This is a genomic window from Mesorhizobium sp. M7A.F.Ca.US.005.03.1.1 (genome assembly GCF_003997975.1).
Taxonomy (GTDB): Bacteria; Pseudomonadota; Alphaproteobacteria; order Rhizobiales; family Rhizobiaceae; genus Mesorhizobium; species Mesorhizobium ciceri.
In genome coordinates this window covers 22,134-47,215 of the sequence record NZ_RZRO01000051.1, presented here as the reverse complement: position 1 = coordinate 47,215, position 25,082 = coordinate 22,134, and the positions used below count along the sequence as shown (strand labels likewise).

Here is a 25,082-nt window from a genome sequence, read left to right as displayed (position 1 = left end):
GCCGTCATTGCCATCCGTACCCGCGCCGCCACCGCCGAACAGACCTAGACCGCCACCGCCGTCGCCGCCGCCACCGCCCACCGACTGCACGACCATGCCGCTGGCAAAATCTCCCCGAGTTGTGATGGTCCCGGAATTTATCCCCTCGGCATTGCCGCCGATTGTCGGCACGCCCCCATTGCCGCCGTTACCCACGATACCGAAACCACTCGCACCATCACCGGCAACGCCGCCCGCCGACCGCACAAGCATACCCTTCGAGAAAGCCCCGTCCGTGGAAATGGAGCCGGCATTATCGCCTTTCGCGTCACCGCCGAAACCGCCATTGCCGCCATTGCCACCCTTGCCGGCACCGATCGCAGCGCCCAAGCCGCCATTGCCGCCGCGCCCTCCGCTGGAATTGACGGTGATGCCGTTCGAATTGACCCCGTGCGTGATGATATTGCTTTCGATCGTAGTGGTCACGGTCGCCGTGCCGCCATCGCCACCCCGCCCGCCGACGCCGCCCTTACCGCCTACCGCGATGGCGAATGCCCATGCGCCGTTACCACCATCCCCACCGCCGGCGTCGCCCGATATGCCGGGAGCATTGTCCCCCGATGTTTCGAGGGCGCCAGATGCGTTGTTTGTTATATCGACGGTTCCGCCCTTGGCGCCATCGCCGCCTTTACCACCCTTGATCTCCACAAAAGGCGGGACGGCTGTTGCATGGACAGCCGAGCCGCCATCGCCGCCGCGCCCACCCCGGGCGCTGCCAACGAAAGCGGCCTCCCCGGAGGTCGTGCGGCCGACACTATTCGTTCCCGTAGCCGGCGCCACCGGCGAATGGCCATCTCCGGCGTCAGCAGTACCGATTCCGTCATCACCATTGTCGCCCGGTGCACCATCCGTATTGATGGACAATTGCTGCGCATGGACCGGAGATTGAGCGTAAGGAAAGACCAGCCCCACCAGTGCCGTAGCGCAAAGCAATCGAGCTATCCGTTTGGGCAGAGTGGCGAGACATTGATTCGGCCGGCCGGGCAAACCCTTCTGAGTCGCCGCGGCATCACGAAGAACTTCCTCAGAACATGCCTTGGCTGAACCGTCGTCGGCCGATGCGCACGACAATACGGCAACGCGCTCTGTGAACAAAGCCATGCACTTACCCCCCATTTTACGGGGGCGCGCCTCAATGCCTGCTTGAGTCCGACGCCACCGCTATGCTCTGCTCATGCAATTGCAATAAGGATGCCGGCACTGTGCAATAAGGTTCAATGCATTAAAACAGGGCATCCGTATTCCCACTTGCGGAGCTCTGACTCAATTAGAATACATTAACTTATGCCGGATGAAACCAAAAATTTACGTGGGGAACACTGACCAAAGCCACCGACGTTTCATAGTCATCATATGATGACTATCTGCCGTTTCGCGGCCGAAATCGCAGAACAAAGCGATTGGACCGCCCGATTTCGTGATACTCGACCCGCTGGCCATGGCATCGACGCGCAAACGCCCTATATCAAAGGACAGAGTTTTTGCGCGGGAATGAACGGATGTCGGCACTTCGGCCATCAACGATCTTCACAGTGGCAATGCTGGCCACGGCAGTGCTGGCGGGCGTTTGCCTGCCGGCTTCCGCGCAAGCGCTCAATCCCGCTACCGGCAACAATGCGCTGATCCGGCAGAACGACCTGCAAATCCTGCAAAACAGGATACAGCGGCAGCAATATCAACAGCAACAGCAGCAGAATCGCGCCCAGGACCGCCAGATCTTTCAGCAACCGCCACCGGTCGTGCAGCAGCTCAAGCCAAGCTGCCAGACCCAGATAATCGGCACCACCGCCGTGAGCAATTGCCGCTGACATCAAGGCCTTTTTCGTTTATTTAGCCGACTTATGTATTTCGAGTGTCGTTGGCACATGCGAAAGTTTTGGTTTTGCAACGACGCCTTGTCGCGCTATGCGGCATTGCATCGACTGGATTGACGAATGGCAGCCACCAAGAAAAAGGCCGTACGCAAGGCAAAGAAGGGCGAGAGAATCCGCCAGGTGGCGGCTATTCCCTTCCGGCTGACCGCGCGTGGCGATATCGAGGTGATGCTGGTCACGTCGCGTACCACCAGGCGCTTCATCGTCCCCAAGGGCTGGCCGATGAAGGGCAAGAGCGGACGCAAGGCGGCCACCATCGAGGCGCAGGAGGAAGCCGGCGTGCTCGGCAAGACGCTGAAGCAGCCGGCGGGCACCTATTCCTACTGGAAGCGGCTGGCCAATCGCTTTGTCCGCGTCGACGTCATCGTCTACCTGCTCGAGGTGAGCGAGGAACTGGCCGACTGGCAGGAAGCCAAACGACGCCAGCGGGCCTGGCTGGCGCCAGCCGATGCGGCCATGCTCATCGACGAGCCGGATCTTTCAACGTTGGTGAAGACGCTGAAGATCCCTGTGCAGGTGGACCAGGCGTAGAGCCTCACTCGCCGGGGTCATCGCTTTCGGGAAACGGCCGCACCGGCGTGCCGGTATAGGCCCACAGCCACTCGCGCGGCAGCGGCCCCTTGTTTCGCTCGGCCTGCTGCGACTGCTCCCAGGCATGCGCCAGGATGCCGACCGAGCGCGACAGCACGAAAAGCCCTCGCGTCAGCGGCGGCGGAAAACCGAGTTCGCCATAGATGACGGCGGTGGCGCCATCGATGTTGAGGGGTATTTTTTTCCCCTTGCGGCGTTCGACATCCGCCTCGACCGCTTCGGCGATATCGGCGAAACGCCCATTGACGGCACCGCGTGCGGCAAATTCGCGGGTCAGTTCCAGCAAGCGCGGCGCGCGCGGGTCGACGGGATGGAAGCGATGCCCGAGCCCCGGCACATAGCCCTTCTCCTCGGCGAAGAACCGGTCGAGCCGCGCCGAGACCGCCTCATTCAGCGTCATCCCGGCATCGATCGCCACGGCAATGTCACCATAGAAGGAAAGCGCCTGCTCGCCGGCGCCTCCATGCACGTCGCCGAGAACGTTGATGGCTGAGGCCATGGCGCTGTTGATACCGACGCCGCAGGTTGCAGCCATGCGCGCGATGGCAATCGATGGCGCCTGCGGTCCATGGTCGACGGCGGCAGCCAAGGCAATGCCGAGCAATTCTGCCTGGTCCTCGCTGGGCAGTTCGCCGCGCAGCATCAGCCAGATGACAGCCGGAAAGCTGACGCGGCCGATCAGATCCTGGATCTCGTAGCCGCGCAGCCGGATGACACCAGGCCGCATCTCGATGATATCGGTCTGCCACCATTCCTCGCCGCGCTCACGGCCCGTCTTCTTCTCCGTGCCGCTCATGCGCGTGCCTTTGTCCTGGCGTGGGGCGGCAGGTCGGCGAACACCTCGCTCATATGTTCGCCGAGCGCCGGCGGCGGCTTTGTCGGCAAGGGCGCCTCGCCATCGACCATGAAGCCGCCGCGCAAAACGGTCAGCGGCTTGTCCATGCCAGCCACATCGTCGAAATGCGCGGTCACCTGGCGCTCGAGGACTTGGGGCTCGGCCAGCACTTGCGGGATCGTCAGCACCCTGCCGGCAGGCACGCCGGCGCGATTGAGCGTCTCTTCCCAGGCCGCCGCCGAGGCGCCCGCCAGGGCGTCCTCGATCTCGACTTTAAGCGCCGCACGGTTGCGCTTGCGCGTCTCGCGCTCTGCATAGCGGATATCGGAAGCCAATTCCGGCCGGCCGATCAGCCGGCACAGCGCCACGAACTGCTCCTGCTTGTTGGCGGCGATGTTGATGAGCCCGTCGCCGGTGCGAAACGCACCGGAGGGTGCCGCCGTCATGTTCTCGTTGCCCATCGGCATGGGGTCGATACCTGCGGTCAGATAGTTGGAAACCGGCCAGCCAAGTGCGGAAAGTGTGCATTCGAGCATCGAGACGTCGAGAAAGGCACCCTCGCCGCTCGTCTTCTGCCGCACCAGCGCCGAGGCGATGGCGAACGCGCCGACCAGTCCGCCAAGCGTATCGGCGACGGGATAGCCGACCCGCAGCGGCGCCGTTTCCGGTGTGCCGGTGATGCTCATGATCCCAGACAGGCCCTGGATGATCTGGTCATAGGCAGGATTATCGCGCATTGGCCCGGTCTGGCCGAAACCCGATATCGCGCAATAGACGAGGCCCGGACGGACCGTCTTCAGTGCCTCGTAGCCAAGCCCCAGCCGATCCATCACGCCGGGGCGGAAATTCTCCACCAGTGCGTCGGCGCTGGCCACCAGATCGAAAAAGCGCTCGCGATCGGCTTGCTTCTTGAGGTCGAGCACAACCGACCGTTTGCCGGCGTTCTGAGCCAGGAACGAGGCGCCCATGCCGGCGCTGTTCAGCTTCGGCGAGCCGCCGAGCTGGCGGGCGAGGTCGCCGCCTTGCGGCGCCTCGACCTTGATCACGTCGGCGCCCAGCAGCGCCAGCTGATAGGCACAGTAGGGACCGGCCAGGACATTGGTCAGGTCGAGGACGCGAATACCGGAAAGCAGTTCTGTCATGGCGTCATGGATCGATCAGGCATCGCCGGGCACATGCTCCGGTCCGCGCCGACGACGATGCTCGATGAAGGCCCAGATATGCGGGCCGGCGAGGCCGATGAAGGCGAGCGTCAGCAGTGTCAGCGACAGTTTGTGGGTGTAGAACACGGACCAGTCGCCATTCGAGATGGTCATCGCCCGGCGGAACTGGGTTTCGGCGAGCGGCCCAAGGATCATGCCGATGATGACAGGCGCGGTCGGAAAATCGAACCGCCGCATCAGGAAACCGGCGGCCCCCAGCAGATAGAGGATGACGAGGTCGATGGGCGATTGCGAAATGCCATAGGTGCCGACCGTGGCGAACACCAGGATGCCGGCATAGAGCTGCGGCGCCGGGATTTTCAGCAGCCGCACCCACAGCCCGATCAGCGGCAGGTTGAGGATGACCAGGATGACGTTGGCGATGAACAGGCTGGCGATCAGCCCCCAGACGAGGTCGCCCTGGGTCGTCAAAAGCAGTGGTCCGGGATTGATGCCGTAGCTCTGGAACGCCGACAGCATGATCGCCGCCGTCGCCGAGGTCGGCAGGCCAAGCGTCAGCATCGGCACCAGCACGCCGGCTGCGGACGCATTGTTGGCGGCCTCGGGGCCGGCAACGCCTTCGATGGCGCCGACCGTGCCGAACTCCTGCTTGTGCTTCGACAGCTTCTTTTCGATGGCATAGGACAGGAAAGTCGGGATTTCGGCGCCGCCCGCCGGCATGGCGCCGATCGGGAAGCCGATCGCGGCGCCGCGCAGCCAGGGTTTCCACGAACGTCCCCACTCGGCCGCCGTCATGTAGAGCGAGCCCTTCAGCGGCACGATCTCGTCCTTGCCGGCATAGCGGCGCGAGGCCATGTACAGCGTCTCGCCGACGGCAAACAGGCCAACGGCGGCGATGATGACGTCGACGCCGTCGAGCAGTTCGGTCATGCCGAAGGTGAAGCGCGGCTGGCCGGTCTGCAGGTCGACGCCGATCATGCCGATGACGAAGCCTGCGAACAGGCTGGTCAGGCCGCGAACGGAAGACGAGCCGAGCACCGCCGAGACGGTGATGAAGGCCAGCACCATCAGCGAGAAATATTCGGCCGGGCCGAAGGCCAGCGCGAATTTGACCACCACCGGCGCCAGGAAAGCGACGCCCATCGTGCCGATCGTGCCGGCGACGAACGAGCCGATCGCCGAGGTGGCGAGGGCTGCACCGCCGCGGCCGGAACGCGCCATCCTGTTGCCTTCCAGCGCGGTGACGATGGTGGCGCTTTCGCCGGGCGTGTTGAGCAGGATCGACGTCGTCGAGCCGCCGTACATGGCGCCGTAATAGATGCCGGCAAACAGGATGAAGGATGCCTCCGGCGCCACCTGATAGGTGATCGGCAAAAGCAGCGCGATGGTCAGCGCCGGCCCAAGACCGGGCAGCACACCGATGGCGGTACCAAGCGTGGTGCCGAGCAGGCACCACAGAAGGTTGACCGGGGTGAAGGCGACCGAGAAGCCATGTGCCAGATGTCCGAGCGTTTCCATGGCGTCAGCCCCTCAACATGGTGATGAACGCATCGATGACCGTGTTCAGCTGGTTCTCGATGAAACCGGCACCGATGTTGACGCCGAGCGCCCTGGCGAAGCCGAAATAGGCGGCCAGCGCCAGGATAAGGCCGAGCACGACGTCCCGCAGCGTACGCTTGCTGCCGAAGCCGTAGCAGACGAGCACGAACATGATGACGGATGCCGCCGTGAAGCCGAGCGGTTGGATGAGCAGCAGATTGGCGATCAGGCCGATAACGACGAAGCCCATTGCCTTCCAGTCGGTCGGCGTCTCCTTTTCCTCCTCCGGCTGCCAGCCGCCGCGAAGCGCGGCAAGGATGAGCAACAGCGAAAGTACCACCAGGCCAACCATGGTAAGGTAGGGAAAGACGGTCGGGCCGACCTTGGAGTAGAGCGGCGACACCGGGATCGCCAGCGTCTGCCAGGCAACGGCGCCGGCGCAGGCCAGGAGCCCGATGCCTATCAACAATTCCGGCACGGCAAGCCGCGACGGCGCCGGCTGCTGGTCGCTGGTGCTCATGATTGTCCTCCCCAGGAGAGCTGGCCAAGTATGGTTGGCGAAAATGCCCGGCGCCGCATGCTTGCTCCCCACCGCAGGGTCATGCCGGCTTGCATTTCATGCGAGAAGGGGCGACCTGCGCCGCCCCTATGACGATGGATCAGGCGAGCCCGAGATCCTTCAGGATCGCCTCGATGCGGGCTGAATCCTCGGTGACGAACTTCGCATAGTCGTCGCCGGTGAGCAGGATCGGCGTCCAGTTGCGGTTCTTGCATTCGGTCGCCCACGCGTCGCTCTTGGCCATGGTCTCGATCAGGGTGATCATCGCTGCCTTGTCGGCGTCGGAAATACCCGGCGGTGCGAAGACGCCGCGCCAGTTGAACAGTTCGACATCGATGCCGGCCTCCTTCAGCGTCGGCGCATCGATGCCGTCCTGGCGCTTGTCTGCCGAGATGGCGAGCAGCCGCAGCGCGCCCGCCTTGACCTGCTCGGAAAACTCGCCAAAGCCGGAGATGCCGGCCGCGACCTGGTTGCCGAGCAGCGCCGACAACGCCTCACCGCCGCCGGCGAACGGCACGTAGGACAGGTTTGTCGCCGGCACGCCGACAGTCTTGGCAATCAGGCCGAACAGGATGTGATCGGAACCGCCTGCGGAGCCGCCGGCGACAGGAACCTTTGTCGGATCGGCCTTGAGCGCGGCGACGAAATCAGCGGCCGTCTTGAACGGCGACTCCGCCGGCACGACCAAGGCTTCGAACTCGCCGGTAAGGCGGGCGATCGGGGTGACCTGCGTCAGATTGTTGGCGGCCTTGTTGGCAATGATGGCGCCAACCATGACCATGCCGGCAACCATCAGGGAATTGCCTTTGCCGTTCCACTGGCTGATGAATTGCGGCAGCCCGACAGTCCCGCCGGCGCCGCCGACATTGGTGATCTGCGAACCCGAGATGAGCTTTTCACTGCGCAGCACCTGGTCGATCGTGCGCGCCGTCTGGTCCCAGCCACCACCCGGTGCGGCAGGCACGAAGAGCTGTATCTGGGGCGCGCCTTCGGCCAAAGCGGGAGAAAGATGCGACGTCATCAGCCCGGCACCCACGGCTGCGGTGCTCATCAAAAATCTGCGTCTGTCCAGCATGGGATTCCTCCAAATCACGACACCTCCTCCGGTGCCCGCCAAAACGCGCCTGCATCCAGACCCGTCATCGATTTCAAGCAGATGTTACGGAGTTCTGTCAACGGAAACGATATTCTACTGGACAGAACGATTTGGCGGCGCGACACAGTCGCGTCGCTCGGCTTTCTTCAAACTGGAACCGCCATGGATTCGCCAAGCAAATCGGCAGATGCGGAAATCGACCGCGCCGAAGGTGTTGCAGCACTCGATCGGGCGATTGCCATCCTCGATGCCTTCAGCACGGAGGACCGGTCGCTCAGCCTAGCCGAAATCGCGGCGCGCACCGGCCTCTACAAGAGCACCATCCTGCGGCTTGCGAATTCCCTTTTGCGCGGACGATTGCTCGAGCGCCTCGACAATGGGCGCTACCGCGTCGGACCCGCGACGTTTCGGCTCGGTGCGCTCTACCAGCGTTCGGTCGTGGCGGTCGACATCCTGCTGCCGATCATGCGCGATCTTTCCGAGCGAAGCTGGGAAAGCGTTGCCTTCTACGTTCGCTCGGGCGATGTCCGCACCTGTCTTTACCGCGTCGAATCCAAGCACCCGATCCGCTACACGATACGCGAAGGCGACGTATTGCCTTTGCTGCTCGGCTCGGGCGGCCGCGTGCTCGCAGCGTTTTCGGGCCAGCAGGGCGAACCCTACGAGACCATCCGCAAGACCTGCAACTGTCTCGCCGTCGGCGACCGCGACCCCGAGACCGGGGGCGTGTCGGCGCCGGTATTCGGGCCGGGGGGCGTCCTGCTCGGCGCCTTGACCCTGGCTGGACCAAGCACGCGCGTCGACGCGGCCTTTCTGCAGCGCATGAAGCGTCCGCTGCTCGAGGCAGCGGCCCGCGCCACCCGCGCCTTCGGCGAGGACGCCTCAATGCTCGAGCAGGCAAGCCTGGCAGCGGACGCCCTGCCGTAGAATGCGGCCTGATTGGAAGGCTCGCCCAGTTCAACTTGACCAGAACCACACGGCGGTTCTTGGCGCGGCCCGCCTCGTCATCGTTGCTGGCGACAGGTGCCATCATGCCGGCGCCTGCAGCGGTCAATCGCGCCGCTCAGGTCACCGCGCCAGCAGGATGGTCGGAGCGTCGTGATAGGTGGTCTTTACCACTTCCCGGTAACCGCACTTGGCAGCCACCCTCAGCGAAGCGCCATTCTCCGGATCGATGATACAGACGGTCTTCTCGCGCCCGAAAATCACTTCGCCCCATGCCAGGACGCGGCCAACCACCTCGGTGGCGAAGCCCGCCCCGTGCACGGCCGGAACCAGCGCCCACCCGGCCTCGGGAATGCCTTCGATCGATGGTTCCATGTCGCGCTTCAGATCGTGAAACCCGGCCTCGCCGATGAAGCGCCCGGTCGCCTTCTCCTCGATCGCCCAGAAGCCATAGCCAAGCAACGACCACAGGCCGGCGTGACGCAGGAAGCGCATCCAGCTTTCTTCGCGCGTGCGCGGCTTGCCGCCGATGAAGCGGGTGACGACGGGATCGGTCCACATCGCGGCATAGGTGTCGAAATCATCCAGCCGGTGTGCCCGCAGGATGGTTCGCTTCGTTTCGATGACAGGAGCACTGGTCGCTTGCGGATTGTTCATGGGATCTGCCTCGCACGGATCGCCAGCGCTTAGCAAATCGCCGGTGCTGCGCAAGGGGCCAGGGCAACACGGCCCATCATCCAGGCGCCGCTATGGGAATTTTGCGCGACGATGTTATTTTTCACCGCAGGCTGATTCAACACCTGCCAGCCCGACCTTTTTTCAGGCGCGCATTGGTGGCGTCAAACCCAGGGAAAAGAGCATGGATACCACCGATCTTGTGCTTGCGATCTTCCATCATCTGCTGGTGTTTTCGCTGGCGGGGATCATCGGCGCCGAATTCGTCCTGATCCGCGGCGACCTGGGTGCTGCGACGCTCAAGAGGCTCGCCGGCATCGACCGCCATTACGGCGTCATCGCCGCGCTGATCATCGTCGTCGGCATCGGCCGCGTCTTCTATGGCCTCAAGGGCTGGGAATTCTACGTCTACAACTGGGTGTTCTGGGCCAAGATAGCGGCGTTCGGCGCTGTCGGCCTGCTGTCGATCATCCCGACCGTCCGCTTCATATCCTGGAACAGGCAGGCGAGCGGCAATGCCTCGTTCCAGGTGCCGGCGACCGAACTTGCGTCCGTGAAGACCTATATCCGCGCCGAAGCTTTCATCTTCCTGCTCATCCCGGTCTTCGCCGCGGCGATGGCGCGCGGCTACGGCTACTAGGGTGGCGATCACCCTCCGACATTATCCACCCATCGAGTGCGGATGTTTGCGGATATCGGCAGTTTGCCGCCCAGTTGCTATTTGCTAGCTTGCCCTAGTTGTTGCTTCATGCGCAGCCGGTGTTGAGAGGAGATCCGCGCGGCGTTGGAGATTCATATCCCGGGAGGAGATCACGATGAGAAGATTTGTCGCCGCTCTGGCTGCTGCCGCGGCCGTCACGCTTTATGGGTTCGCGGCCAGCGCGCAGACCTATCCTGAACGAACCATCACCGTTGTGGTACCGTTTGCCGCCGGCGGTCCGACCGACACGGTCACGCGCCTCGTCGCCGAAGCGATGTCGAAGGATCTCGGCCAGCAGGTCATCGTCGAGAATGTCGGCGGCGCCGGCGGAACGCTGGGTGCCGGCCGCGTCGCCAACGCCGAGCCTGACGGCTATACGCTGCTGCTCCATCATATCGGCATGGCGACAAGTGCGACGCTGTACAGAAAGCTCGCCTACGACACGCTGAACGCCTTCGAATATGTCGGCCTCGTCACCGAGGTGCCGATGACCATCGTCGGCCGCAAGGACCTGGAGCCGACCGATCTCAAGGGGTTGGTGGAGTACGCCAAGGCCAACAAGGATTCCATAACCGTCGCCAATGCCGGCATCGGTGCGGCCTCGCATCTGTGCGGCATGCTGTTCATGAGCGCCATCAAGACGCCGCTGGTCACCGTGCCCTACAAGGGCACCGGCCCGGCCATGACCGATCTCCTCGGCGGTCAGGTCGACATCATGTGCGACCAGACGACCAACACCACCAAGCAGATCCAGGGCGGCACCATCAAGGCCTATGCCGTCACCTCGCCGGAGCGCCTCGATGTGCTGAAAGACGTCCCGACGACGGTGGAAGGCGGCCTTCCCGAAGTGCAGGTCGGCATCTGGCACGGTCTCTATGCACCCAAGGGCACACCGGCCGGGATCACCGAACGCCTGTCGAAATCGCTTCAGGTCGCGCTGAAGGACCAGAACGTCGCGGCCCGCTTCGCCGAACTCGGCACCAAGCCATCGCCCGAGGCCGATGCGACGCCCGCCGCACTGAAGGCCAAGCTGGAAAGTGAGATCGCGCGCTGGAAGCCGATCATCGAAGCCGCCGGCCAGTATGCCGACTGAGGTTTGAACAGGGGCGCCACCGGCGCCCCTGTTCGCTCGGCATCCGCTACGCACCGCGGCTTGGGAGAACCATCATGAAACCTTTCGCGATCGACAGGGCCAACGGCCTGTGCGCCGCCCTGTTCATCGGTTTCGGCGCATGGTTCGCGCTGCAATCGCTCGGCCTCGAAATCGGCACCGCGTTGCGCATGGGGCCAGGCTATTTTCCGCTGGTCCTGGCGATCGTGCTGGTCCTGCTTGGCGCCGTCATTCTCGTCCAGGCTGTACGCGTCGAGGGCGAAGCGGTCGGGCATATTGCGTGGCGCGGCATGCTGCTCATCCTGCCTGCTCCGATCTTCTTCGGCCTGACGGTGCGCGGCCTCGGATTCATCCCGTCGATCTTCCTGACGGCGCTGATCGCGTCGTTTGCCAGCCGCTGCATGAAGCCGTTGACCGCGCTCGTGCTGTCGGCCGGCCTGACATTGTTTGCATTCCTTGTCTTCAGCTACGCGCTCGGCCTGCCGTTCCGCCGCTTCGGCCCGTGGCTGGCCCCGTGGTTGGTGTCGTAAGGCGATGAGCATGGATCTGCTCGACAACCTTGCGCTCGGCTTTTCGACGGCGACGTCGCTGACCAACCTCGGTTTCTGCCTGATCGGCGTCCTTCTCGGCACGCTGATCGGCGTCCTGCCCGGCATCGGCGCCACCGCGACCATCGCCATGCTTTTGCCCATCACCTTCCAGATCGGCGACCCGGTTTCCTCCCTCATCATGCTCGCCGGCATCTATTACGGTGCGCAATATGGCGGCTCGACCACCGCCATTCTCATCAACATGCCCGGCGAATCCTCGTCCGCCGTCACCGCGATCGACGGCTACCAGATGGCCAGGAACGGCCGCGCCGGGGCGGCCCTCGCGATCGCGGCCATCGGCTCGTTCTTTGCCGGCACCGTTTCGACGTTCCTCGTCGCCATCTTTGCCCCGCCGCTGACGGCGATCGCGCTGAAATTCGGCGCGGCCGAGTATTTTTCGCTGATGATCGTCGGCCTGGTTTCGTCCGTCGCGCTCGCCCACGGCTCGATCGTCAAGGCGCTGGCCATGGTCGTGCTCGGCCTGCTGCTCGGCGTTGTCGGCACCGACATTTACACCGGCACGCCGCGCTTCACGCTTGGAATCCGGGAATATGCCGACGGGTTGAATTTCGTTGCGGTGGCGGTCGGTGTCTTTGGCATCGCCGAGATCCTGCGCAACCTCGAAAACGAGGATGAGCGCTCCGTGATGATCCGCAAGGTCACCGGCCTTATGCCGACCCGCGAGGACTTTCGGCGCATGGCAGCGCCCATCGTGCGCGGAACGATCATCGGTTCAGCGCTCGGCATCCTGCCGGGAGGCGGCGCGATCCTGGCAGCCTTTGCCTCCTACACGGTCGAAAAACGCGTCTCGAAAAACCCGAAGGAGTTCGGCAAGGGCGCCATCGAAGGCGTCGCCGGACCGGAATCGGCAAACAATGCCGGTGCGCAGACTTCCTTCATCCCGATGCTGACGCTGGGCATTCCGGCCAACCCTGTCATGGCGCTGATGATCGGCGCCATGATCATCCAGGGCATCGTGCCCGGCCCCAATGTCGCGACCGAACAGCCGGCGCTGTTCTGGGGCATCATCGCCTCGATGTGGATCGGCAATCTGATGCTGATCATCCTCAACCTGCCGCTGATCGGGCTTTGGGTGAAGCTGCTGACGATCCCCTATTACGTGCTTTTCCCGATCATCATGGCGTTCTGCTCGATCGGCGTCTACAGCGTCAACAGCAACGTCTATGATCTCTACGCCGTCGCCTTCTTCGGCTTCCTCGGCTACCTCCTGACCAAGCTGCGCTGCGAACCGGCACCGCTGCTGCTCGGCTTCGTGCTCGGCCCGCTGCTCGAGGAAAATCTGCGCCGCGCCATGATTCTCTCGCGCGGCGACCCGAGCACCTTCGTGACCAGACCGATCAGCGCCGGCCTGCTGCTCATAGCGCTCGCCGTGCTCGCCGTCGTCTTCCTGCCGGCGGTCAAGAAAAAGCGCGAAGAGGTGTTTGTGGAGGAGAGTTGAATTACGCCGCCGTTCCGCCTCGGTCCTGAACCTCTTCGACCGGGTCGAGCGGTGCGATCGGCACCAGCGGTGCCGGCACATCGGTCGTCTTGACCTCGGCCTTGCAGATGTCGGCGATGACGCAGGCCGGGCAATCCGGCTTGCGCGCCTTGCAGACGTAGCGGCCATGCAGGATCAGCCAGTGATGTGCATGGCGCATATATTCGTCCGGAATGATCTTCAACAATCCCTGCTCGACCTGTTCCGGCGTCTTGCCGGGCGCTAATCCGAGCCGGTTGCCTATGCGAAGAATGTGCGTGTCGACCGCCATCGTGTGCTGGCCGAAGGCCATGTTGAGCACGACATTGGCGGTCTTGCGCCCGACCCCGGGCAGCTTGACCAATTCATCTCGATTATCGGGTACCTCGCCGCCATGGTCGCGGATCAGCGCCTGCGACAGCGCAATCAAATTCTTCGCCTTGTTGCGCCACAGCCCGATGGTGCGGATATATTCGCCGACCCTTGCTTCCCCCAGCGCCAGCATCTTGTGCGGCGTATCGGCGGCCCTGAACAGCGCCCGCGTCGCCTTGTTGACGCCTACATCCGTCGCTTGCGCCGACAGCACCACCGCGACCAGCAGCGTGAAGGCGTTGACATGTTCGAGCTCGCCCTTCGGCTCGGGCCGCTGGACGGAAAAGCGCCGGAATATCTCTTTCACTTCGGCCGGGCTGTAGCGTAACGCGCTTCGCGCCGGCCGCGGGCGCGGCTTTGCGTTCGAACCATCGCGTCGTGCGGGCAACGGCTCTTTTTTGGACAGGGAAGAATCTTTGGACTTGGGGCTTGCCATTTCCCTCCTATAATATCCCCTCATGAGCGACACAAACGCCTCGTTTCAGGCCGACGAGCCATTCTTTCAGGCGCTACTGACCCCGCACCGGTCTCTGGGCCGGACAGGCTTCTTCGTCCTGATGGGCGCGCTGCTGTTCGGCTGGCTGGTGACAGGCGCGTTTTTCCTGTCGCGCGGCGCCTGGCCGGTGTTCGGCTTCTTCGGCCTCGACGTGGCCGCCGTCTACATCGCCTTTCGCATCAACTATCGTGCCGCTCGCGCACGCGAAGAAGTCTCGGTTTCGCGCACCAGCCTCGACATCCGCAAGACAGCCCCCTCGGGGAAATCGGAAGCGCATCGCTTCAATCCGTTCTGGGCGCGGTTTTCGGTGGCCCGTCACGCCGAGATCGGCATCACAGGCATGACGGTGCAAGGTGAAGGCCAGAACGTGCCGATCGGATCGTTCCTGGACCCCGATTCCCGCGAGAGTTTTGCCACCGCCTTTTCGCGCGCGCTGGCGGCCGCCAAGGCACGCTGAGCCAGCCGCGAGCGATTCCAGGGCTCGAATCCGGTGCCTATCCGGGTATGCGCCGCAAGAAGGCAAGTTTCGGGTGGCGATCGACGCCCCGAGGGGCGATATTCCGGCCCAAGGAGACAGTTCCATGAGCACACACACCGCAGTCCTCAAAAAGGACATCACGCCTGAGGGCAGCGATTATGAGATCGTGCGCCGTGCCATCGAGAAGATCAGTCTCGACTATCGTGATCAGCCTTCCCTCGAAGAGCTGGCCGAGGAGGTCGGCGAGACGCCGACCGGCCTGCAAAAACTCTTTACCCGCTGGGCCGGCCTGTCGCCCAAGGCCTTCCTGCAGGCGGTGACACTGGACCATGCGCGCAGGCTGCTCGATTCCGGCATGCCGCTGCTCGAGACCTCATTCGAACTGGGCATGTCCGGCCCCGGCCGGCTGCATGACCTGTTCGTCACGCACGAGGCGATGTCGCCGGGCGACTACAAGACACGCGGCGCCGGGCTCACCATCCGCTACGGCTTCCATTCCTCGCCGTTCGGTACCGCCCTGATCATGGCCACCGAGCGCGGGCTCGCCGGCCTCGCCTTCAGCGACCCCGGCGAGGAACGCGCCGCCTTCGCCGACATGTCCAGCCGCTGGCCGAACGCCATCTACGTCGAGGACATGACTGCCACCGGCCCCTATGCCGCCCGTATCTTCGACCCGACGCTGTGGCGCCCCGACCAGCCGCTGCATGTCGTCATGATCGGCACCGACTTCCAGGTTCGCGTCTGGGAGGCGCTGCTCAAGATCCCGATGGGCAAGGCCCGCACCTATTCCTCGATTGCGGCCAGCATCGGCGCCCCGTCCGCCAGCCGTGCGGTCGGTGCGGCCAACGGCGCCAATCCGCTCTCTTTCGTGGTGCCTTGTCACCGCGCCATCGGCAAATCAGGCGACCTCACCGGTTATCATTGGGGCCTGACCCGCAAGCGCGCCATTCTGGGTTGGGAAGCCGGGCAGGTATCGTAATATCGATTTTTCTCGATATTGCGAAGAAAAACATGGTTCTATCGGCGCTATCAAGTATAAGCGCTATTTACGCTGTGGTTCCGCTTTTGCAACCGAGGGCAACCTCCGGTTCCTGTAGTTGTTATTTTTGAGGCGTTATTTTAGGTAACTCTAAATTAACCACGATAAAGTGATGATGCTCTCATATTAATCCGGACGATCCGGCTTGATAGGAGGTCTCGATGACATTGTTTCGCGCCGCCTGCGGCGCAGCTCTGCTGGTTGCCAGCGTCGACGAGGCCGCGTTGGCCACGACGCAGAATGTCATCTTCAACGGCACGATCGCGCCCACCTGCACGCTGGTCGTTGCCACCAACGGTACGATGACGGCCAGTCCCGATCTCCAGTCCCTGAGCTCCCACAACAGCGGCGGCTCGGCTGGAACCGTGACGCTGACGACGACCGGAGGTGTGTCGCTGAGCGTCGACCCGGTCACCACCATGACGGTGCCATCCGCCGACAGCACGTCGACGACCTGGACACCCACCTACTCCGCCGCCGGCGCGCATTCCATCGTCGAGACCGGCTCGACAACCAGCATCACCACCCCCGGCGCAGATCTCGTCTCGGTTCACCTTGCCGGAACCAAGGGCGGCAGCAATCGCTTCGCCAACGGCAATTATCAGGCAACGGTAACGCTGCGCTGCGAATGACGCGAGCGAAGGAGGGGTCGTGAAACATGCTCGAATCCTGGCGACGGCGTTGGCCGTCGGATTGGCGCCCGTTGCCGCCAAGGCTCAGTCGATGTCGCCGATGCGTGGCGAGATCAACAGCTTCACCGACGTCTTTGCGGTTCGCGTCTTCCCCGCCAATCCCTACGACCGCAACATCCGGGTCGAAATTCACGTCTACGATCAGGATTTCCAGCCGGTAGATGCCAGGGTCTCTCCAAATGTCTTCCAACTGGCCTCCCAGGCCTCCCGTTCTGTCCTTGTGGTTGTGCCTTTCGGCGGCGCTGCCGAGCGTAAAGTGCGTATCTGTACCGAAAGCATCCCCTTTCCCAATCAACAGACGCAGATAAGGGCACAGATATGCGGAAAGTTTTTTGGGCGCCGCAAGTCCTGACACTGGCGCTCGCGGCTGTTTGGGCGGGTGCCTCGCCGGCCGGGGCCGAGGACGTCTACAACCTCAACCAGAACGAAAGCGGCTTCAACCTGCCCGGCGTCACCTTGCCCCAGGGCCAGGACGAGGTCCATGCCGCGGATGGCACCACTTGCCGTTCCGCCGTCTCCGGCTCCGGCGCCTATGTCGATCTCGGCGTCATCAGAGGCAACAGCCAGTCCGACAATGATGTCGCCACTTACGGCCGCGTGGTGATCCCCATCGGGCGTACGCCCAAGCGCGTCGATTGCAGCCGTCTCTACGAGCTTGAGGTCGAGCGCCTTCAGCTGGAGCTGAAGCTCCTCAAAATGGGCCTCGGCACCGACGGCCAGACGGCGAGTATTGCCGCCACCGCTCCCGCGACCGCATCACCGGGGTGGGCCAACGAAGGCTGGAGCATCAGAACCGGAAATGGCGATGGCAAGAAAAAGAAGAAGCAGTAGCCGCGCGCTGTTTGCGATGGCGGCACTTGCCGGTTCCTGCCTTCCGATGCAGGCGGCGATCATCGGCACCTGCACCATCATGGTCGGGGCGTCCGGAACGATGAAGGCCAGTCCCGCCATCAGCATACTGGGCTCCAAACAGGCAGGCGGATCGAGCGCCAGCGCCACCGTGGTGGCAAGCTCCCTGTTATGCTCAATACTCAACCTGCTTGACTGCTATTCGGTTTCGGCGCCGGCGCCTGCCGCATTCTCGTCCGCGCCGAGCGGCGGTGGCACCAACGTGACGTTCGCTTCGGTCTTCCGCCTCGATGGCTCGGGGGCCGATGTCAACGGAAGTGTGCCGCAGAGGGTTGCCAACGGCACCCACGCGATGCAGGTCGACCTCACCGCCACCAAGTCGAGCGGTATCTTTCCCGCCGGCAACTATCAGGGCACGGTCACCGTGCGCTGCGAATAAGGCCGCGACAACTCAAATCGGGCTGGACCATGCGCGTGGTCTGGCAAGCTGCGGCCTTACAGGTTAGCTTCCACGCAATCGGAACGATCTGCGTTCGCCCGGACGCACGAAGACGCTCCGGCATTTTGAATTTGCGTTGCCAGGAGGCCCTGCTTGATTATCGTCATCGGCTCGATCAACCTCGACCTTATCGCCAAGGTCGACCGCTTGCCGAGCCCCGGCGAGACGGTGGGCGGCTCGGCCTTCACCACCGCGCCCGGGGGCAAGGGCGCCAACCAGGCCCTGGCCGCCGCACGCGCCGGCGCCTCGGTGCGCATGGTCGGCGCCGTCGGCAGGGACAGCTTCGCCGCCGAGGCACTGGCATTGCTGCGCGACGGCAAGGTCGACCTGTCCGGCGTTGCCGAGACTCACGCCTCGACCGGCACGGCACTGATCATGGTCGCCGACGACGGCGAGAACATCATCGCCGTGGTGCCGGGCGCCAACGCTTCCGTGGTGCCCGGCGATCTCTCCAAGGCCTTTCTGAAAAAAGGCGACGTCGTGCTGCTGCAAAATGAGATTCCGCTGGCCACCGTCGATGCCGCCCTCGACCAGGCAAGGGCGGCCGGCGCCATCACGGTGCTCAACACAGCACCTTTCCAGGCGCAAGCAGCCGGCTTTCTCGGCAAGGCCGACTATGTCGTCGCCAACGAAACCGAGTTCGACCTGTATGGCGAAGCGCTGTCGCTGCAAGGCCGCGATCGGGCGGTGCACATGCGCGACTTTGCCGGAAAGACCGGCCGCACCGTCGTCGTCACGCTCGGCGGCGATGGCGTGATGGCGGCGACACCGACCGAGTTCCTGGCCGTTGCTGCGCGCAAGATCGTCCCCGTCGACACGGTCGGCGCCGGCGATACGTTCTGCGGCTATTTCGCCGCCAGCCTGTCGTCGGGCCTCACGCTCGAACAGGCGCTGGCGCGCGCCGGCGCGGCCGGCTCGCTGGCCTGCCTGAAACCTGGCGCCCAACCGGCGATCCCGCTCGCCAAAGACGTCGATCAGGCGCTGCAGGAAACCCATTAAAATGCTGCGTCCTCAAACAAAACATGCCGTGCCACCGGCAGGCGACATCTGCCGCCTGTCCGCAGTCGAACTCGCCGGCGCGATCCGGGAGAGGGAGCTTTGCGTGCGCGAGGTGGTGGCGGCATTCCTCGACCGCATCGAGGCGGTCAATCCGCTGGTCAACGCCATCGTCTCCTTGCGCGATCGCGCCGATATCCTGCGCGAAGCCGATGCGGCCGATGCCAGCCCAACGCGAGCCAAAACCAACCCGCTCTTCGGCCTGCCGATGGCCATCAAGGACCTCGCCTCGACCACGGGCCTCAGGACCTCTTTCGGCTCGCCGATCTTCGCCGATTTCGTGCCGCAGGAGGACGATTTCTTCGTCGAGCGCATCCGCAATGCCGGCGCCATTATCATCGGCAAGACCAACGTCCCCGAATTCGGGCTTGGTTCCAACACCTACAACGCCGTGTTCGGGCCGACGCTGAACGCCTTCGATCCGGCCCTGACCGCCGGAGGCTCGAGCGGCGGCGCGGCCGTTGCCCTGGCGCTCGACATGGTGCCCGTCGCCGATGGCAGCGACTTTGGCGGCTCGCTGCGCAACCCGGCCGCCTGGAACAATGTTTTTGGCTTCCGCCCGTCGCAAGGACTTGTTCCCGGCGGACCCGATTTCGAAGTCTTCCATGCGCAGATGGGCGTCGACGGGCCGATGGGCCGCAACGTCCGTGACATGGCACTGCTGCTCGATGTGCAGGCCGGTTACCACCCGCACGCGCCATTGTCCTACGAGAAACCCGGCTCGTTCCTCGAAGGGCTTGGAATACCCGCAACTGGTGGCCGCATCGCCTGGCTCGGTGATCTCGGCGGTCATCTGCCGGTTGAAACAGGCGTTCTCGGCCTGTGCGAGGCGGCACTTGGCCGCTTTGCGGAAGCGTCCTTCGCGACCGAGCCCCTGCTGCCGGATTTCGATTTCGAAGCGCTGTGGCAGGCCTTCGTGACGCTGCGCCAGGCCAGCAGCGGCTGCGCGCTCAAAACCCACTATGACGATCCCGCGAAGCGCCGCCTGCTCAAGCCGGAAGCCATCTGGGAAGTGGAGAACGCAACGCGGCTGACGGCGCCGCAGATCCGCGCCGCTTCGGTCATCCGCACGTCCTGGCATCGCACGCTGCTGTCGATCTTCGACCGCTATGATCTGATTGCGCTGCCGACAGCGCAGGTCTTCCCCTTCGACATCGATACGCATTGGCCGCGTGAGGTCGCCGGACGCACAATGGACAGCTATCACCGCTGGATGCAGGTTTCCGCCTTCGCGACCTTGGGCGGCTGCCCGGCGGCCAATGTGCCGGTCGGCTTCGACGATAGAGGGCGGCCGATGGGCATGCAGCTGATCGGCCGGCCACGCGGCGACCTTGCCGTGCTCAAGGCGGCGGCCGCCTATGAGGCAACACTGCCCTGGCCGGCCGGCGCCTGAATCGCACGCGTTGGCGTGCCGCGGCGCTTCGCGCACCGGCTTGCATCGCTATCGCCGCCATGCATTGATTATCCTCAGCCGCGCCGCCTCGGCGGTATTCCTGGGGAAAAAGCATGTCGCTCGAACTCTACGCCGCCTATGTCCTCGCTTGCATCGTCATTATCCTGGTGCCCGGTCCGACGGTCACGCTGATCATTGCCAACAGCATCCGCCATGGCTCGCGCGCCGGCCTCGCCAACGTCGCCGGCACGCAGGCCGGGCTTGCCGTGATGATCGCCATCGTCGGCATCGGCCTCAACACGCTGATCGCAGGCATGGGCCACTGGTTCGAGTGGGTACGACTGATCGGCGCGGCCTATCTGATCTGGATGGGTGTGCAGATGTTCCGCTCCAAGGGCACGTTGAATGCCGATGGAACAGCGAGAAAGCCGCGCGGCGGCTTCTTCCTGCAGGGCCTGCTGGTGGCGCTGAGCAACCCCAAGACGCTGATTTTCTTCGGCGCCTTCTTTCCGCAGTTCATTTCGCCGCAAGGCAACTACTCGCTGCAGATCGCCGTCATGGGTCTGACCGCCATGATCTTCGCCGCCTTCTCGGATTCGACTTACGCGCTGGCCGCCGGCCGCGCCGGGCGCCTGCTGTCGGCCGGCCGCATCAAACTCCTGTCGAGGATCAGCGGCAGCTTCATGGTCGGCGGCGGCCTGTGGCTGGCGTTTTCGCGGTCGAAGTAAAGGCGGCCGAGCCGGCGCCGCAAGGAGTTGCAGCACCCTGGAATGGCAACAGATTGAAAGTGTGCTGTCCCACCACCACATGAATCTGGCTTGAGGGATTCATGTCTGTCTTTTGGACTTGGGATGGTTTGAAGAGGAACGCGCCTGGCGTGATCCTCTTTATTGGTGCGTTTGCGGTTATGATCATGTTGGCGGCAAACAAATGGATCAACGACGCCAGCCCGATCCGATCGGTCGACACAGTCGAGGCAAACGTCGAAAGTGTCCGGTTGGACCATGGCCGCGGCATATATCTGGTTTCTATCGAGAACGGTTCGTCTGTCCTTATCGATGACGATCACCCGCATCTGATCGGCTCGCGCACAAACATCGAACGCGTCACGCGCGACAATGGCTTCGTCTTCTACCGATTCGTGAATTGAATCATGGCAACAGTATCTTCTCTCAGAAACCGCCTGCTTCTGTTTCAGGCAGAATACCGAGACGCAGTCATTGGTGTCGTATTCTTCTGCGCACTGCCCCTGGCGGCGCTGATCCCGATTGCGATGAACCAGGACAATCCGGTTGTGGCAACTCAGAGTGTGATGGGCACTATCGAGTATGTGAGGTTAATGCCCATCAATCCGAAGATGGCTGCCGGGCGCGGGCTGTATTACACATACGATGTCCGCCTTGATGGCAACAGCGCGGTGACATCCATCGATGATGAAGTGGGGATGCCGCACCTTGTCGGTTCGGTCATCCCCATCGAGCGGCAACATCATAAGCGCGGCGGAGACACCTATCGGTTTCTCAATGAGTGAAGACGCGTGCTCACAAGTTCAGTTCTGTTCTGACGGTCAGTTAAGCCGCCCCAGCCTCTCCACCAGCAAGGCGAAAAACGCATCATGGTCGATGTCGCGCATCACCATGGCGTTCTTCGGCCGTTTGGTGACGCCCCACCAGTCGATCACGGTCATGCCCATGGTCAGTTCCGAGGCGGTTTCCACGCTGACGTTGCAGTTGCGGCCCTTGAACAGGTCCGGCTTCAACAGATAGGCGATGACGCAAGGATCGTGCAGCGGGCCACCGTCGGTGCCGTATTTCTCTTCATCGAAGCGCTCGAAGAACTCCAACATCTCCGCGGTGGCGGTGCCGACCCTGGTGCCCAGCGCGCGGAAGGCCTGCGTGCGCTTGGCGGTGGTCAGCGCCTTGTGGGTGACGTCGAGAGGCATCATGACGATCGGAATGCCGGATTTGAGCACGACATCTGCGGCCTGCGGGTCGACATAGATGTTGAATTCGGCGGTCGGTGTGACATTGCCGCCTTCGAAGAAGCCGCCGCCCATCAGCACGATTTCCTTGATGCGCGGTGCGATGCGCGGCTCGCGGATCAGCGCCAGCGCAATGTTGGTGAGCGGGCCGAGCGCGCAAAGCGTGATCGTGCCGCTTTCTTCGCTCATCAGCGTCTCGACGATGAAATCGACCGCGTACTGGTCCTGCAGCTTCATCGTCGGTTCGGGCAATTGCGGACCGTTGAGGCCGGTCTTGCCATGCACTTCCTCGGCGGTGACCAGTTCGCGCGTCAGGGGCCGGATGGCACCGGCATAGACCTTGATGTCCGGGCGGCCGGCCAGCTCGCAGATCTTGCGGGCATTCTTTTCGGTAAGCTTCAGCGGCACGTTGCCGGCAACGGCTGATATGCCGACGATCTCCAGTTCGGAGCTGCCGAGCGCCAGCAATATGGCGACGGCATCATCCTGGCCGGGATCCGTGTCGATGATGATCTTGCGTGACTGGGGCATTTCAATTCCTTGTTTGGCGAGGTCGTGGACTTGCATCGATCCGATCGGAACATCCAAATGACGCCGAAGCGGCCGCGAGCTGCCAGGCCGAACCGCTCGACCGGGGAAGACAATCCCGACCCGCGCGCTTTTCCTTGCATCTGCTCGCCGTTTCAAGCGCCATGTCTGTCATTCCTGTGAGTCCACGGCCTGGTCTTTTTGGGCGGGTCTGTTGACGGCTTGAACTTGGTCGCGGGGCGGACCATATCAAGGCCATCGGGAAAAATGCCATCTGGGTTTTTCCACTTTATGTCGCTCTTGAGAGGACAGTGTAACATGAGCCGAATGACGCCCTTTTCCAGCCCGCTTCTGCTTGGTTTCGACGCCATGGAAAAGACCCTGGAACGCTTGGCGAAGTCCGGTGACAGCTACCCTCCCTACAACATCGAACGCCTCAGCGGCGCCGACGGCAAAACCGAAAGGTTGCGCATCACATTGGCGGTCGCCGGTTTCGCCGAAAGCGATCTCGATGTCACCACGGAGGAAAACCAGTTGGTCGTGCGCGGCCGTCAGACCGACGACACCGAGCGCGAATTTCTTCATCGCGGCATCGCCGCGCGCCAGTTCCAGCGCTGTTTCGTGCTGGCCGACGGCATGCGGGTGATCGCAGCGGAGTTGAAGAACGGCCTTTTGGCGATCGACCTCGATCGGCCGGAGTCCGAACGGCTGGTACGGAAAATAAACATATCGGTGAAAGACTGATCTTTACCGATGGCTCTCATGCGGGATGGCCTTGAGCGGCGTCCTCGCGCCAAGGAGGCTTTGAAATGACCAGAACTGAAACTATCACCATGACCAATGGCGAATTCGCTCATCTCGGCGAGGGCTCGGTCGCTTATCTCAGAAAGGTCTCGAGCGACGAATTGCTCGGCCGTTTCCCCAATCTCGGCGAAATCGCTCCCGGCATGGAACTGTGGGCGCTGTTTGCCGCCAATGGCCAGCCGATCCTGCTTTCCGACGCGCGTGACCGCGCACTGGCCGGTGCCATGGAAAACGACCTGACCACGGTCGCCATCCACTAAGACCCAGCGCGCCGCCCTGTTAGGCGCGACCAGCAGGCTCAAACGCATAGGGCCGCCCGTGGCGGCCCTTGAAGTTCGTCTCACCAGAAAAATCAGGCCGCGTGCGAGGCCTGGGTGTCCGATAAAAGCGCGTGGATAGCCGCGGCGTCGCGCGTACCCCTGATCTTGGCCACCGTGTCGGCGTCACGCAGCACTCGCGCGATGCGCGACAGTGCCTTGAGGTGATCGGCACCCGCCCCTTCCGGCGCCAGCAGCAGAAACACCAGATCGACGGGCTGATCGTCCAGCGATTCGAAATCGACAGGCGTCTCCAGCCGGGCGAAAACACCTGCGATGCGCTTCACGCCGGCCAGCTTGCCGTGCGGGATGGCGATGCCGTTGCCGACGCCGGTCGAACCCAGCCGCTCACGCTGCAGGATGGTGTCGAACACCTCCCGCTCCGGAATGCCGGAAATCGCCGCCGCCCGTTCGGACAGCAATTGCAGCAGCTGCTTCTTGGAGTTCGCCTTCAACGCCGGCAATATCGCCGGAACGTTGATAAGATCGCTCAGATCCATGCTTGAAAATCCCTTGTTCGCCTGCCGTCACCAGTCCTCACCCCTCGTGCGGCCGGCTCTTATCCCAGTGCGACCTCGTCGTCACCGTGCGACCCTTGTCGTCACCGTGCGACCGTTGTCGTCACGCTTGTGCGACCTTGGTCGTCGACGGGTCGATCCAACCGATATTTCCATCGGGTCGGCGATAGACGATGTTGAGATGGTCGGTTCCCGCGTTGCGGAAGACGAAGACCGGGCTGTCCTTGGTGTCGAGCTCGATGACCGCCGACGCCACCGACATGGTCTTCAGCGTCATGGTTGATTCGGCGACGATGGCCGGCGCGAAATTCTCCGGAATGTCCTCGTCGTCATCGGCAAGCGGCGCCATCACCGTGTAGGCTATGTCGGTCGGTTGGCCGTTGGCGGCGCCCGAATTGTGCGATTTCAGCCGGCGCTTGTAGCGCCTCAGGCGGGTTTCCAGACGGTCCGCCGCCGCCTCGAAGGCAAGCGTCGGATCCTGGGCATCGCCGGTGGCCTGCAGCGAAGCGCCGGAATCCAGCCGGATCATGCAATCCGCCGAATAGCGCGAACCCGATTTGATGACCGTGACATGTCCGGCAAAGCCGCGATCGAAATATTTGCCGATCGCTTCGCCGACACGATCGTTGATGCGTGTCCGAAACGCATCGCCGATGTCCATGTGTTTTCCCGATATGCGCAGATTCATCTGAAAACTGACCTTCCTTGCTCAGGCTTCAAACTGGCCCGAGTTTATACTCGTGATCCGTGCGCACAAGCTTTGCGGCGTCACTTGCGCCGATTTTAAATCCAGACTTTCCGGTTGATCACAAGCCGCCCTTTGACCGTCCCGAGGCCAACGTCGTGACGGACCATCCGCATGCGGG

Annotated in this window: 30 protein-coding genes and 2 pseudogenes; 20 read left to right on the top strand and 12 right to left on the bottom strand. The window is 63.2% G+C overall.

What is annotated here, in order from left to right:
- Positions 1-1,140 (bottom strand): annotated as a pseudogene (locus tag EN990_RS36695) (autotransporter outer membrane beta-barrel domain-containing protein); the annotation flags it as partial.
- A 398-nt stretch (positions 1,141-1,538) separates the two neighbouring features.
- On the opposite strand from EN990_RS36695, the gene EN990_RS20825 reads away from it, so the two are divergent.
- Both EN990_RS20825 and EN990_RS20820 read left to right on the top strand, forming a co-directional pair.
- The gene (locus tag EN990_RS20825; RefSeq protein ID WP_013529617.1) at positions 1,539-1,847 is read left to right on the top strand and encodes a hypothetical protein; all 309 of its coding nucleotides are present in this window, start codon (positions 1,539-1,541) and stop codon (positions 1,845-1,847) included.
- A 126-nt stretch (positions 1,848-1,973) separates the two neighbouring features.
- Positions 1,974-2,444 carry an NUDIX hydrolase gene (locus EN990_RS20820; RefSeq protein WP_013529616.1) on the top strand — a complete coding sequence of 157 codons (471 nt, stop codon included), beginning with the start codon at positions 1,974-1,976 and terminating at the stop codon, positions 2,442-2,444.
- Positions 2,445-2,448: 4 nt separating this feature from the next.
- Here the strand turns inward: EN990_RS20820 and EN990_RS20815 are convergent, their stop codons facing one another.
- The 5 genes from EN990_RS20815 to EN990_RS20795 form a co-directional block, all read right to left on the bottom strand.
- Entirely contained in the window at positions 2,449-3,300 is an 852-nt protein-coding gene (locus EN990_RS20815) for a citryl-CoA lyase (protein ID WP_063168996.1), read from the bottom strand.
- Complete coding sequence (locus tag EN990_RS20810; RefSeq protein WP_127369358.1) at positions 3,297-4,481, bottom strand: CoA transferase; 1,185 nt, start codon at positions 4,479-4,481, stop codon at positions 3,297-3,299. Before EN990_RS20810 ends, EN990_RS20815 begins: the two co-directional genes overlap by 4 nt.
- A 15-nt stretch (positions 4,482-4,496) precedes the next feature.
- Positions 4,497-6,020: a tripartite tricarboxylate transporter permease gene (locus EN990_RS20805; protein ID WP_013529613.1), complete on the bottom strand. Its 1,524-nt coding sequence runs from the start codon at positions 6,018-6,020 to the stop codon at positions 4,497-4,499.
- Positions 6,021-6,024: 4 nt separating this feature from the next.
- On the bottom strand, positions 6,025-6,561 hold the full coding sequence (locus tag EN990_RS20800) for a tripartite tricarboxylate transporter TctB family protein (RefSeq protein ID WP_027161342.1): 537 nt from the start codon (positions 6,559-6,561) through the stop codon (positions 6,025-6,027).
- Between the two features lie 139 nt (positions 6,562-6,700).
- Positions 6,701-7,675: a tripartite tricarboxylate transporter substrate-binding protein gene (locus EN990_RS20795; protein WP_013529611.1), complete on the bottom strand. Its 975-nt coding sequence runs from the start codon at positions 7,673-7,675 to the stop codon at positions 6,701-6,703.
- A 183-nt stretch (positions 7,676-7,858) separates the two neighbouring features.
- Between EN990_RS20795 and EN990_RS20790 the strand changes: the two genes are divergently transcribed.
- The gene (locus EN990_RS20790; protein ID WP_013529610.1) at positions 7,859-8,623 is read left to right on the top strand and encodes an IclR family transcriptional regulator; all 765 of its coding nucleotides are present in this window, start codon (positions 7,859-7,861) and stop codon (positions 8,621-8,623) included.
- A 34-nt stretch (positions 8,624-8,657) separates the two neighbouring features.
- On the opposite strand, the pseudogene EN990_RS36230 reads toward EN990_RS20790, so the two are convergent.
- Positions 8,658-8,759: pseudogene (locus EN990_RS36230) on the bottom strand (DUF4892 domain-containing protein); the annotation flags it as partial.
- A gap of 5 nt (positions 8,760-8,764) precedes the next feature.
- A complete protein-coding gene (locus EN990_RS20780; protein WP_013529609.1) occupies positions 8,765-9,298 on the bottom strand; it encodes a GNAT family N-acetyltransferase in 534 nt (177 codons plus the stop codon).
- A 202-nt stretch (positions 9,299-9,500) separates the two neighbouring features.
- On the opposite strand from EN990_RS20780, the gene EN990_RS20775 reads away from it, so the two are divergent.
- From EN990_RS20775 to EN990_RS20760, 4 genes are all read left to right on the top strand, one after another.
- Positions 9,501-9,956, top strand: coding sequence for a DUF2214 family protein (locus EN990_RS20775; RefSeq protein WP_024502811.1), 456 nt, complete (start codon positions 9,501-9,503; stop codon positions 9,954-9,956).
- A gap of 175 nt (positions 9,957-10,131) precedes the next feature.
- Positions 10,132-11,109, top strand: a complete 978-nt coding sequence (locus EN990_RS20770) for a tripartite tricarboxylate transporter substrate-binding protein (protein ID WP_063168999.1) — start codon at positions 10,132-10,134, stop codon at positions 11,107-11,109.
- A gap of 74 nt (positions 11,110-11,183) precedes the next feature.
- Complete coding sequence (locus EN990_RS20765) at positions 11,184-11,657, top strand: tripartite tricarboxylate transporter TctB family protein (protein ID WP_063169000.1); 474 nt, start codon at positions 11,184-11,186, stop codon at positions 11,655-11,657.
- A 10-nt stretch (positions 11,658-11,667) separates the two neighbouring features.
- Complete coding sequence (locus tag EN990_RS20760; RefSeq protein ID WP_063169001.1) at positions 11,668-13,176, top strand: tripartite tricarboxylate transporter permease; 1,509 nt, start codon at positions 11,668-11,670, stop codon at positions 13,174-13,176.
- A 1-nt stretch (position 13,177) separates the two neighbouring features.
- Here the strand turns inward: EN990_RS20760 and nth are convergent, their stop codons facing one another.
- Positions 13,178-14,002 (bottom strand): endonuclease III, encoded by an 825-nt coding sequence (gene nth, locus EN990_RS20755; RefSeq protein WP_063169002.1) that lies wholly within the window; start codon positions 14,000-14,002, stop codon positions 13,178-13,180.
- Between the two features lie 22 nt (positions 14,003-14,024).
- Here nth and EN990_RS20750 point away from each other — a divergent pair, with 22 nt between their 5' ends.
- From EN990_RS20750 to EN990_RS20700, 11 genes are all read left to right on the top strand, one after another.
- Positions 14,025-14,519, top strand: coding sequence for a DUF2244 domain-containing protein (locus EN990_RS20750; RefSeq protein WP_127384622.1), 495 nt, complete (start codon positions 14,025-14,027; stop codon positions 14,517-14,519).
- A gap of 124 nt (positions 14,520-14,643) precedes the next feature.
- Positions 14,644-15,519, top strand: a complete 876-nt coding sequence (locus tag EN990_RS20745; RefSeq protein WP_024502817.1) for a bifunctional helix-turn-helix domain-containing protein/methylated-DNA--[protein]-cysteine S-methyltransferase — start codon at positions 14,644-14,646, stop codon at positions 15,517-15,519.
- A gap of 221 nt (positions 15,520-15,740) precedes the next feature.
- Positions 15,741-16,211: a hypothetical protein gene (locus EN990_RS20740; RefSeq protein ID WP_027161336.1), complete on the top strand. Its 471-nt coding sequence runs from the start codon at positions 15,741-15,743 to the stop codon at positions 16,209-16,211.
- A 19-nt stretch (positions 16,212-16,230) separates the two neighbouring features.
- Positions 16,231-16,623: a hypothetical protein gene (locus EN990_RS20735; RefSeq protein WP_027161335.1), complete on the top strand. Its 393-nt coding sequence runs from the start codon at positions 16,231-16,233 to the stop codon at positions 16,621-16,623.
- Positions 16,590-17,102, top strand: a complete 513-nt coding sequence (locus EN990_RS20730) for a hypothetical protein (protein WP_027161334.1) — start codon at positions 16,590-16,592, stop codon at positions 17,100-17,102. The genes EN990_RS20735 and EN990_RS20730 overlap by 34 nt, the downstream gene beginning before the upstream one ends.
- Positions 17,077-17,559 carry a hypothetical protein gene (locus EN990_RS20725; RefSeq protein WP_027161333.1) on the top strand — a complete coding sequence of 161 codons (483 nt, stop codon included), beginning with the start codon at positions 17,077-17,079 and terminating at the stop codon, positions 17,557-17,559. The genes EN990_RS20730 and EN990_RS20725 overlap by 26 nt, the downstream gene beginning before the upstream one ends.
- 153 nt (positions 17,560-17,712) lie before the next feature.
- The gene (locus EN990_RS20720) at positions 17,713-18,618 is read left to right on the top strand and encodes a ribokinase (RefSeq protein ID WP_127388363.1); all 906 of its coding nucleotides are present in this window, start codon (positions 17,713-17,715) and stop codon (positions 18,616-18,618) included.
- Position 18,619: 1 nt separating this feature from the next.
- Positions 18,620-20,068 (top strand): amidase, encoded by a 1,449-nt coding sequence (locus EN990_RS20715; RefSeq protein ID WP_063169005.1) that lies wholly within the window; start codon positions 18,620-18,622, stop codon positions 20,066-20,068.
- Between the two features lie 113 nt (positions 20,069-20,181).
- Positions 20,182-20,796, top strand: coding sequence for a LysE family translocator (locus EN990_RS20710; RefSeq protein WP_013529595.1), 615 nt, complete (start codon positions 20,182-20,184; stop codon positions 20,794-20,796).
- A 101-nt stretch (positions 20,797-20,897) separates the two neighbouring features.
- Positions 20,898-21,218, top strand: coding sequence for a hypothetical protein (locus EN990_RS20705; RefSeq protein ID WP_013529594.1), 321 nt, complete (start codon positions 20,898-20,900; stop codon positions 21,216-21,218).
- Between the two features lie 3 nt (positions 21,219-21,221).
- The gene (locus EN990_RS20700; RefSeq protein ID WP_063169006.1) at positions 21,222-21,599 is read left to right on the top strand and encodes a hypothetical protein; all 378 of its coding nucleotides are present in this window, start codon (positions 21,222-21,224) and stop codon (positions 21,597-21,599) included.
- Positions 21,600-21,635: 36 nt separating this feature from the next.
- On the opposite strand, the gene EN990_RS20695 is transcribed toward EN990_RS20700, so the two are convergent.
- Positions 21,636-22,580: a nucleoside hydrolase gene (locus tag EN990_RS20695; protein WP_063170333.1), complete on the bottom strand. Its 945-nt coding sequence runs from the start codon at positions 22,578-22,580 to the stop codon at positions 21,636-21,638.
- 315 nt (positions 22,581-22,895) lie between these two features.
- Between EN990_RS20695 and EN990_RS20690 the strand changes: the two genes are divergently transcribed.
- Together EN990_RS20690 and EN990_RS20685 are read left to right on the top strand one after the other, a co-directional pair.
- Positions 22,896-23,321: an Hsp20 family protein gene (locus EN990_RS20690; RefSeq protein WP_013529591.1), complete on the top strand. Its 426-nt coding sequence runs from the start codon at positions 22,896-22,898 to the stop codon at positions 23,319-23,321.
- Between the two features lie 65 nt (positions 23,322-23,386).
- Positions 23,387-23,641 (top strand): DUF1150 family protein, encoded by a 255-nt coding sequence (locus EN990_RS20685; RefSeq protein ID WP_013529590.1) that lies wholly within the window; start codon positions 23,387-23,389, stop codon positions 23,639-23,641.
- Between the two features lie 92 nt (positions 23,642-23,733).
- Here EN990_RS20685 and ptsN read toward each other — a convergent pair whose 3' ends face one another.
- Both ptsN and raiA read right to left on the bottom strand, forming a co-directional pair.
- Positions 23,734-24,198, bottom strand: coding sequence for a PTS IIA-like nitrogen regulatory protein PtsN (gene ptsN / locus EN990_RS20680; RefSeq protein ID WP_013529589.1), 465 nt, complete (start codon positions 24,196-24,198; stop codon positions 23,734-23,736).
- A 121-nt stretch (positions 24,199-24,319) separates the two neighbouring features.
- Entirely contained in the window at positions 24,320-24,904 is a 585-nt protein-coding gene (gene raiA / locus EN990_RS20675; RefSeq protein WP_013529588.1) for a ribosome-associated translation inhibitor RaiA, read from the bottom strand.
- Positions 24,905-25,082 lie beyond the last annotated feature (178 nt).

Bases quoted from the DNA above. Each gene is read 5' to 3' on its own strand.
- EN990_RS20825 (WP_013529617.1), top strand. From the start codon at position 1,539: ATGTCGGCACTTCGGCCATCAACGATCTTCACAGTGGCAATGCTGGCC.
- EN990_RS20820 (WP_013529616.1), top strand. From the start codon at position 1,974: ATGGCAGCCACCAAGAAAAAGGCCGTACGCAAGGCAAAGAAGGGCGAG.
- EN990_RS20815 (WP_063168996.1), bottom strand. From the start codon at position 3,300: ATGAGCGGCACGGAGAAGAAGACGGGCCGTGAGCGCGGCGAGGAATGG.
- EN990_RS20810 (WP_127369358.1), bottom strand. From the start codon at position 4,481: ATGACAGAACTGCTTTCCGGTATTCGCGTCCTCGACCTGACCAATGTC.
- EN990_RS20805 (WP_013529613.1), bottom strand. From the start codon at position 6,020: ATGGAAACGCTCGGACATCTGGCACATGGCTTCTCGGTCGCCTTCACC.
- EN990_RS20800 (WP_027161342.1), bottom strand. From the start codon at position 6,561: ATGAGCACCAGCGACCAGCAGCCGGCGCCGTCGCGGCTTGCCGTGCCG.
- EN990_RS20795 (WP_013529611.1), bottom strand. From the start codon at position 7,675: ATGCTGGACAGACGCAGATTTTTGATGAGCACCGCAGCCGTGGGTGCC.
- EN990_RS20790 (WP_013529610.1), top strand. From the start codon at position 7,859: ATGGATTCGCCAAGCAAATCGGCAGATGCGGAAATCGACCGCGCCGAA.
- EN990_RS20780 (WP_013529609.1), bottom strand. From the start codon at position 9,298: ATGAACAATCCGCAAGCGACCAGTGCTCCTGTCATCGAAACGAAGCGA.
- EN990_RS20775 (WP_024502811.1), top strand. From the start codon at position 9,501: ATGGATACCACCGATCTTGTGCTTGCGATCTTCCATCATCTGCTGGTG.
- EN990_RS20770 (WP_063168999.1), top strand. From the start codon at position 10,132: ATGAGAAGATTTGTCGCCGCTCTGGCTGCTGCCGCGGCCGTCACGCTT.
- EN990_RS20765 (WP_063169000.1), top strand. From the start codon at position 11,184: ATGAAACCTTTCGCGATCGACAGGGCCAACGGCCTGTGCGCCGCCCTG.
- EN990_RS20760 (WP_063169001.1), top strand. From the start codon at position 11,668: ATGGATCTGCTCGACAACCTTGCGCTCGGCTTTTCGACGGCGACGTCG.
- nth (WP_063169002.1), bottom strand. From the start codon at position 14,002: ATGGCAAGCCCCAAGTCCAAAGATTCTTCCCTGTCCAAAAAAGAGCCG.
- EN990_RS20750 (WP_127384622.1), top strand. From the start codon at position 14,025: ATGAGCGACACAAACGCCTCGTTTCAGGCCGACGAGCCATTCTTTCAG.
- EN990_RS20745 (WP_024502817.1), top strand. From the start codon at position 14,644: ATGAGCACACACACCGCAGTCCTCAAAAAGGACATCACGCCTGAGGGC.
- EN990_RS20740 (WP_027161336.1), top strand. From the start codon at position 15,741: ATGACATTGTTTCGCGCCGCCTGCGGCGCAGCTCTGCTGGTTGCCAGC.
- EN990_RS20730 (WP_027161334.1), top strand. From the start codon at position 16,590: ATGCGGAAAGTTTTTTGGGCGCCGCAAGTCCTGACACTGGCGCTCGCG.
- EN990_RS20725 (WP_027161333.1), top strand. From the start codon at position 17,077: ATGGCAAGAAAAAGAAGAAGCAGTAGCCGCGCGCTGTTTGCGATGGCG.
- EN990_RS20715 (WP_063169005.1), top strand. From the start codon at position 18,620: ATGCTGCGTCCTCAAACAAAACATGCCGTGCCACCGGCAGGCGACATC.
- EN990_RS20710 (WP_013529595.1), top strand. From the start codon at position 20,182: ATGTCGCTCGAACTCTACGCCGCCTATGTCCTCGCTTGCATCGTCATT.
- EN990_RS20705 (WP_013529594.1), top strand. From the start codon at position 20,898: ATGTCTGTCTTTTGGACTTGGGATGGTTTGAAGAGGAACGCGCCTGGC.
- EN990_RS20700 (WP_063169006.1), top strand. From the start codon at position 21,222: ATGGCAACAGTATCTTCTCTCAGAAACCGCCTGCTTCTGTTTCAGGCA.
- EN990_RS20695 (WP_063170333.1), bottom strand. From the start codon at position 22,580: ATGCCCCAGTCACGCAAGATCATCATCGACACGGATCCCGGCCAGGAT.
- EN990_RS20690 (WP_013529591.1), top strand. From the start codon at position 22,896: ATGAGCCGAATGACGCCCTTTTCCAGCCCGCTTCTGCTTGGTTTCGAC.
- EN990_RS20685 (WP_013529590.1), top strand. From the start codon at position 23,387: ATGACCAGAACTGAAACTATCACCATGACCAATGGCGAATTCGCTCAT.
- ptsN (WP_013529589.1), bottom strand. From the start codon at position 24,198: ATGGATCTGAGCGATCTTATCAACGTTCCGGCGATATTGCCGGCGTTG.
- raiA (WP_013529588.1), bottom strand. From the start codon at position 24,904: ATGAATCTGCGCATATCGGGAAAACACATGGACATCGGCGATGCGTTT.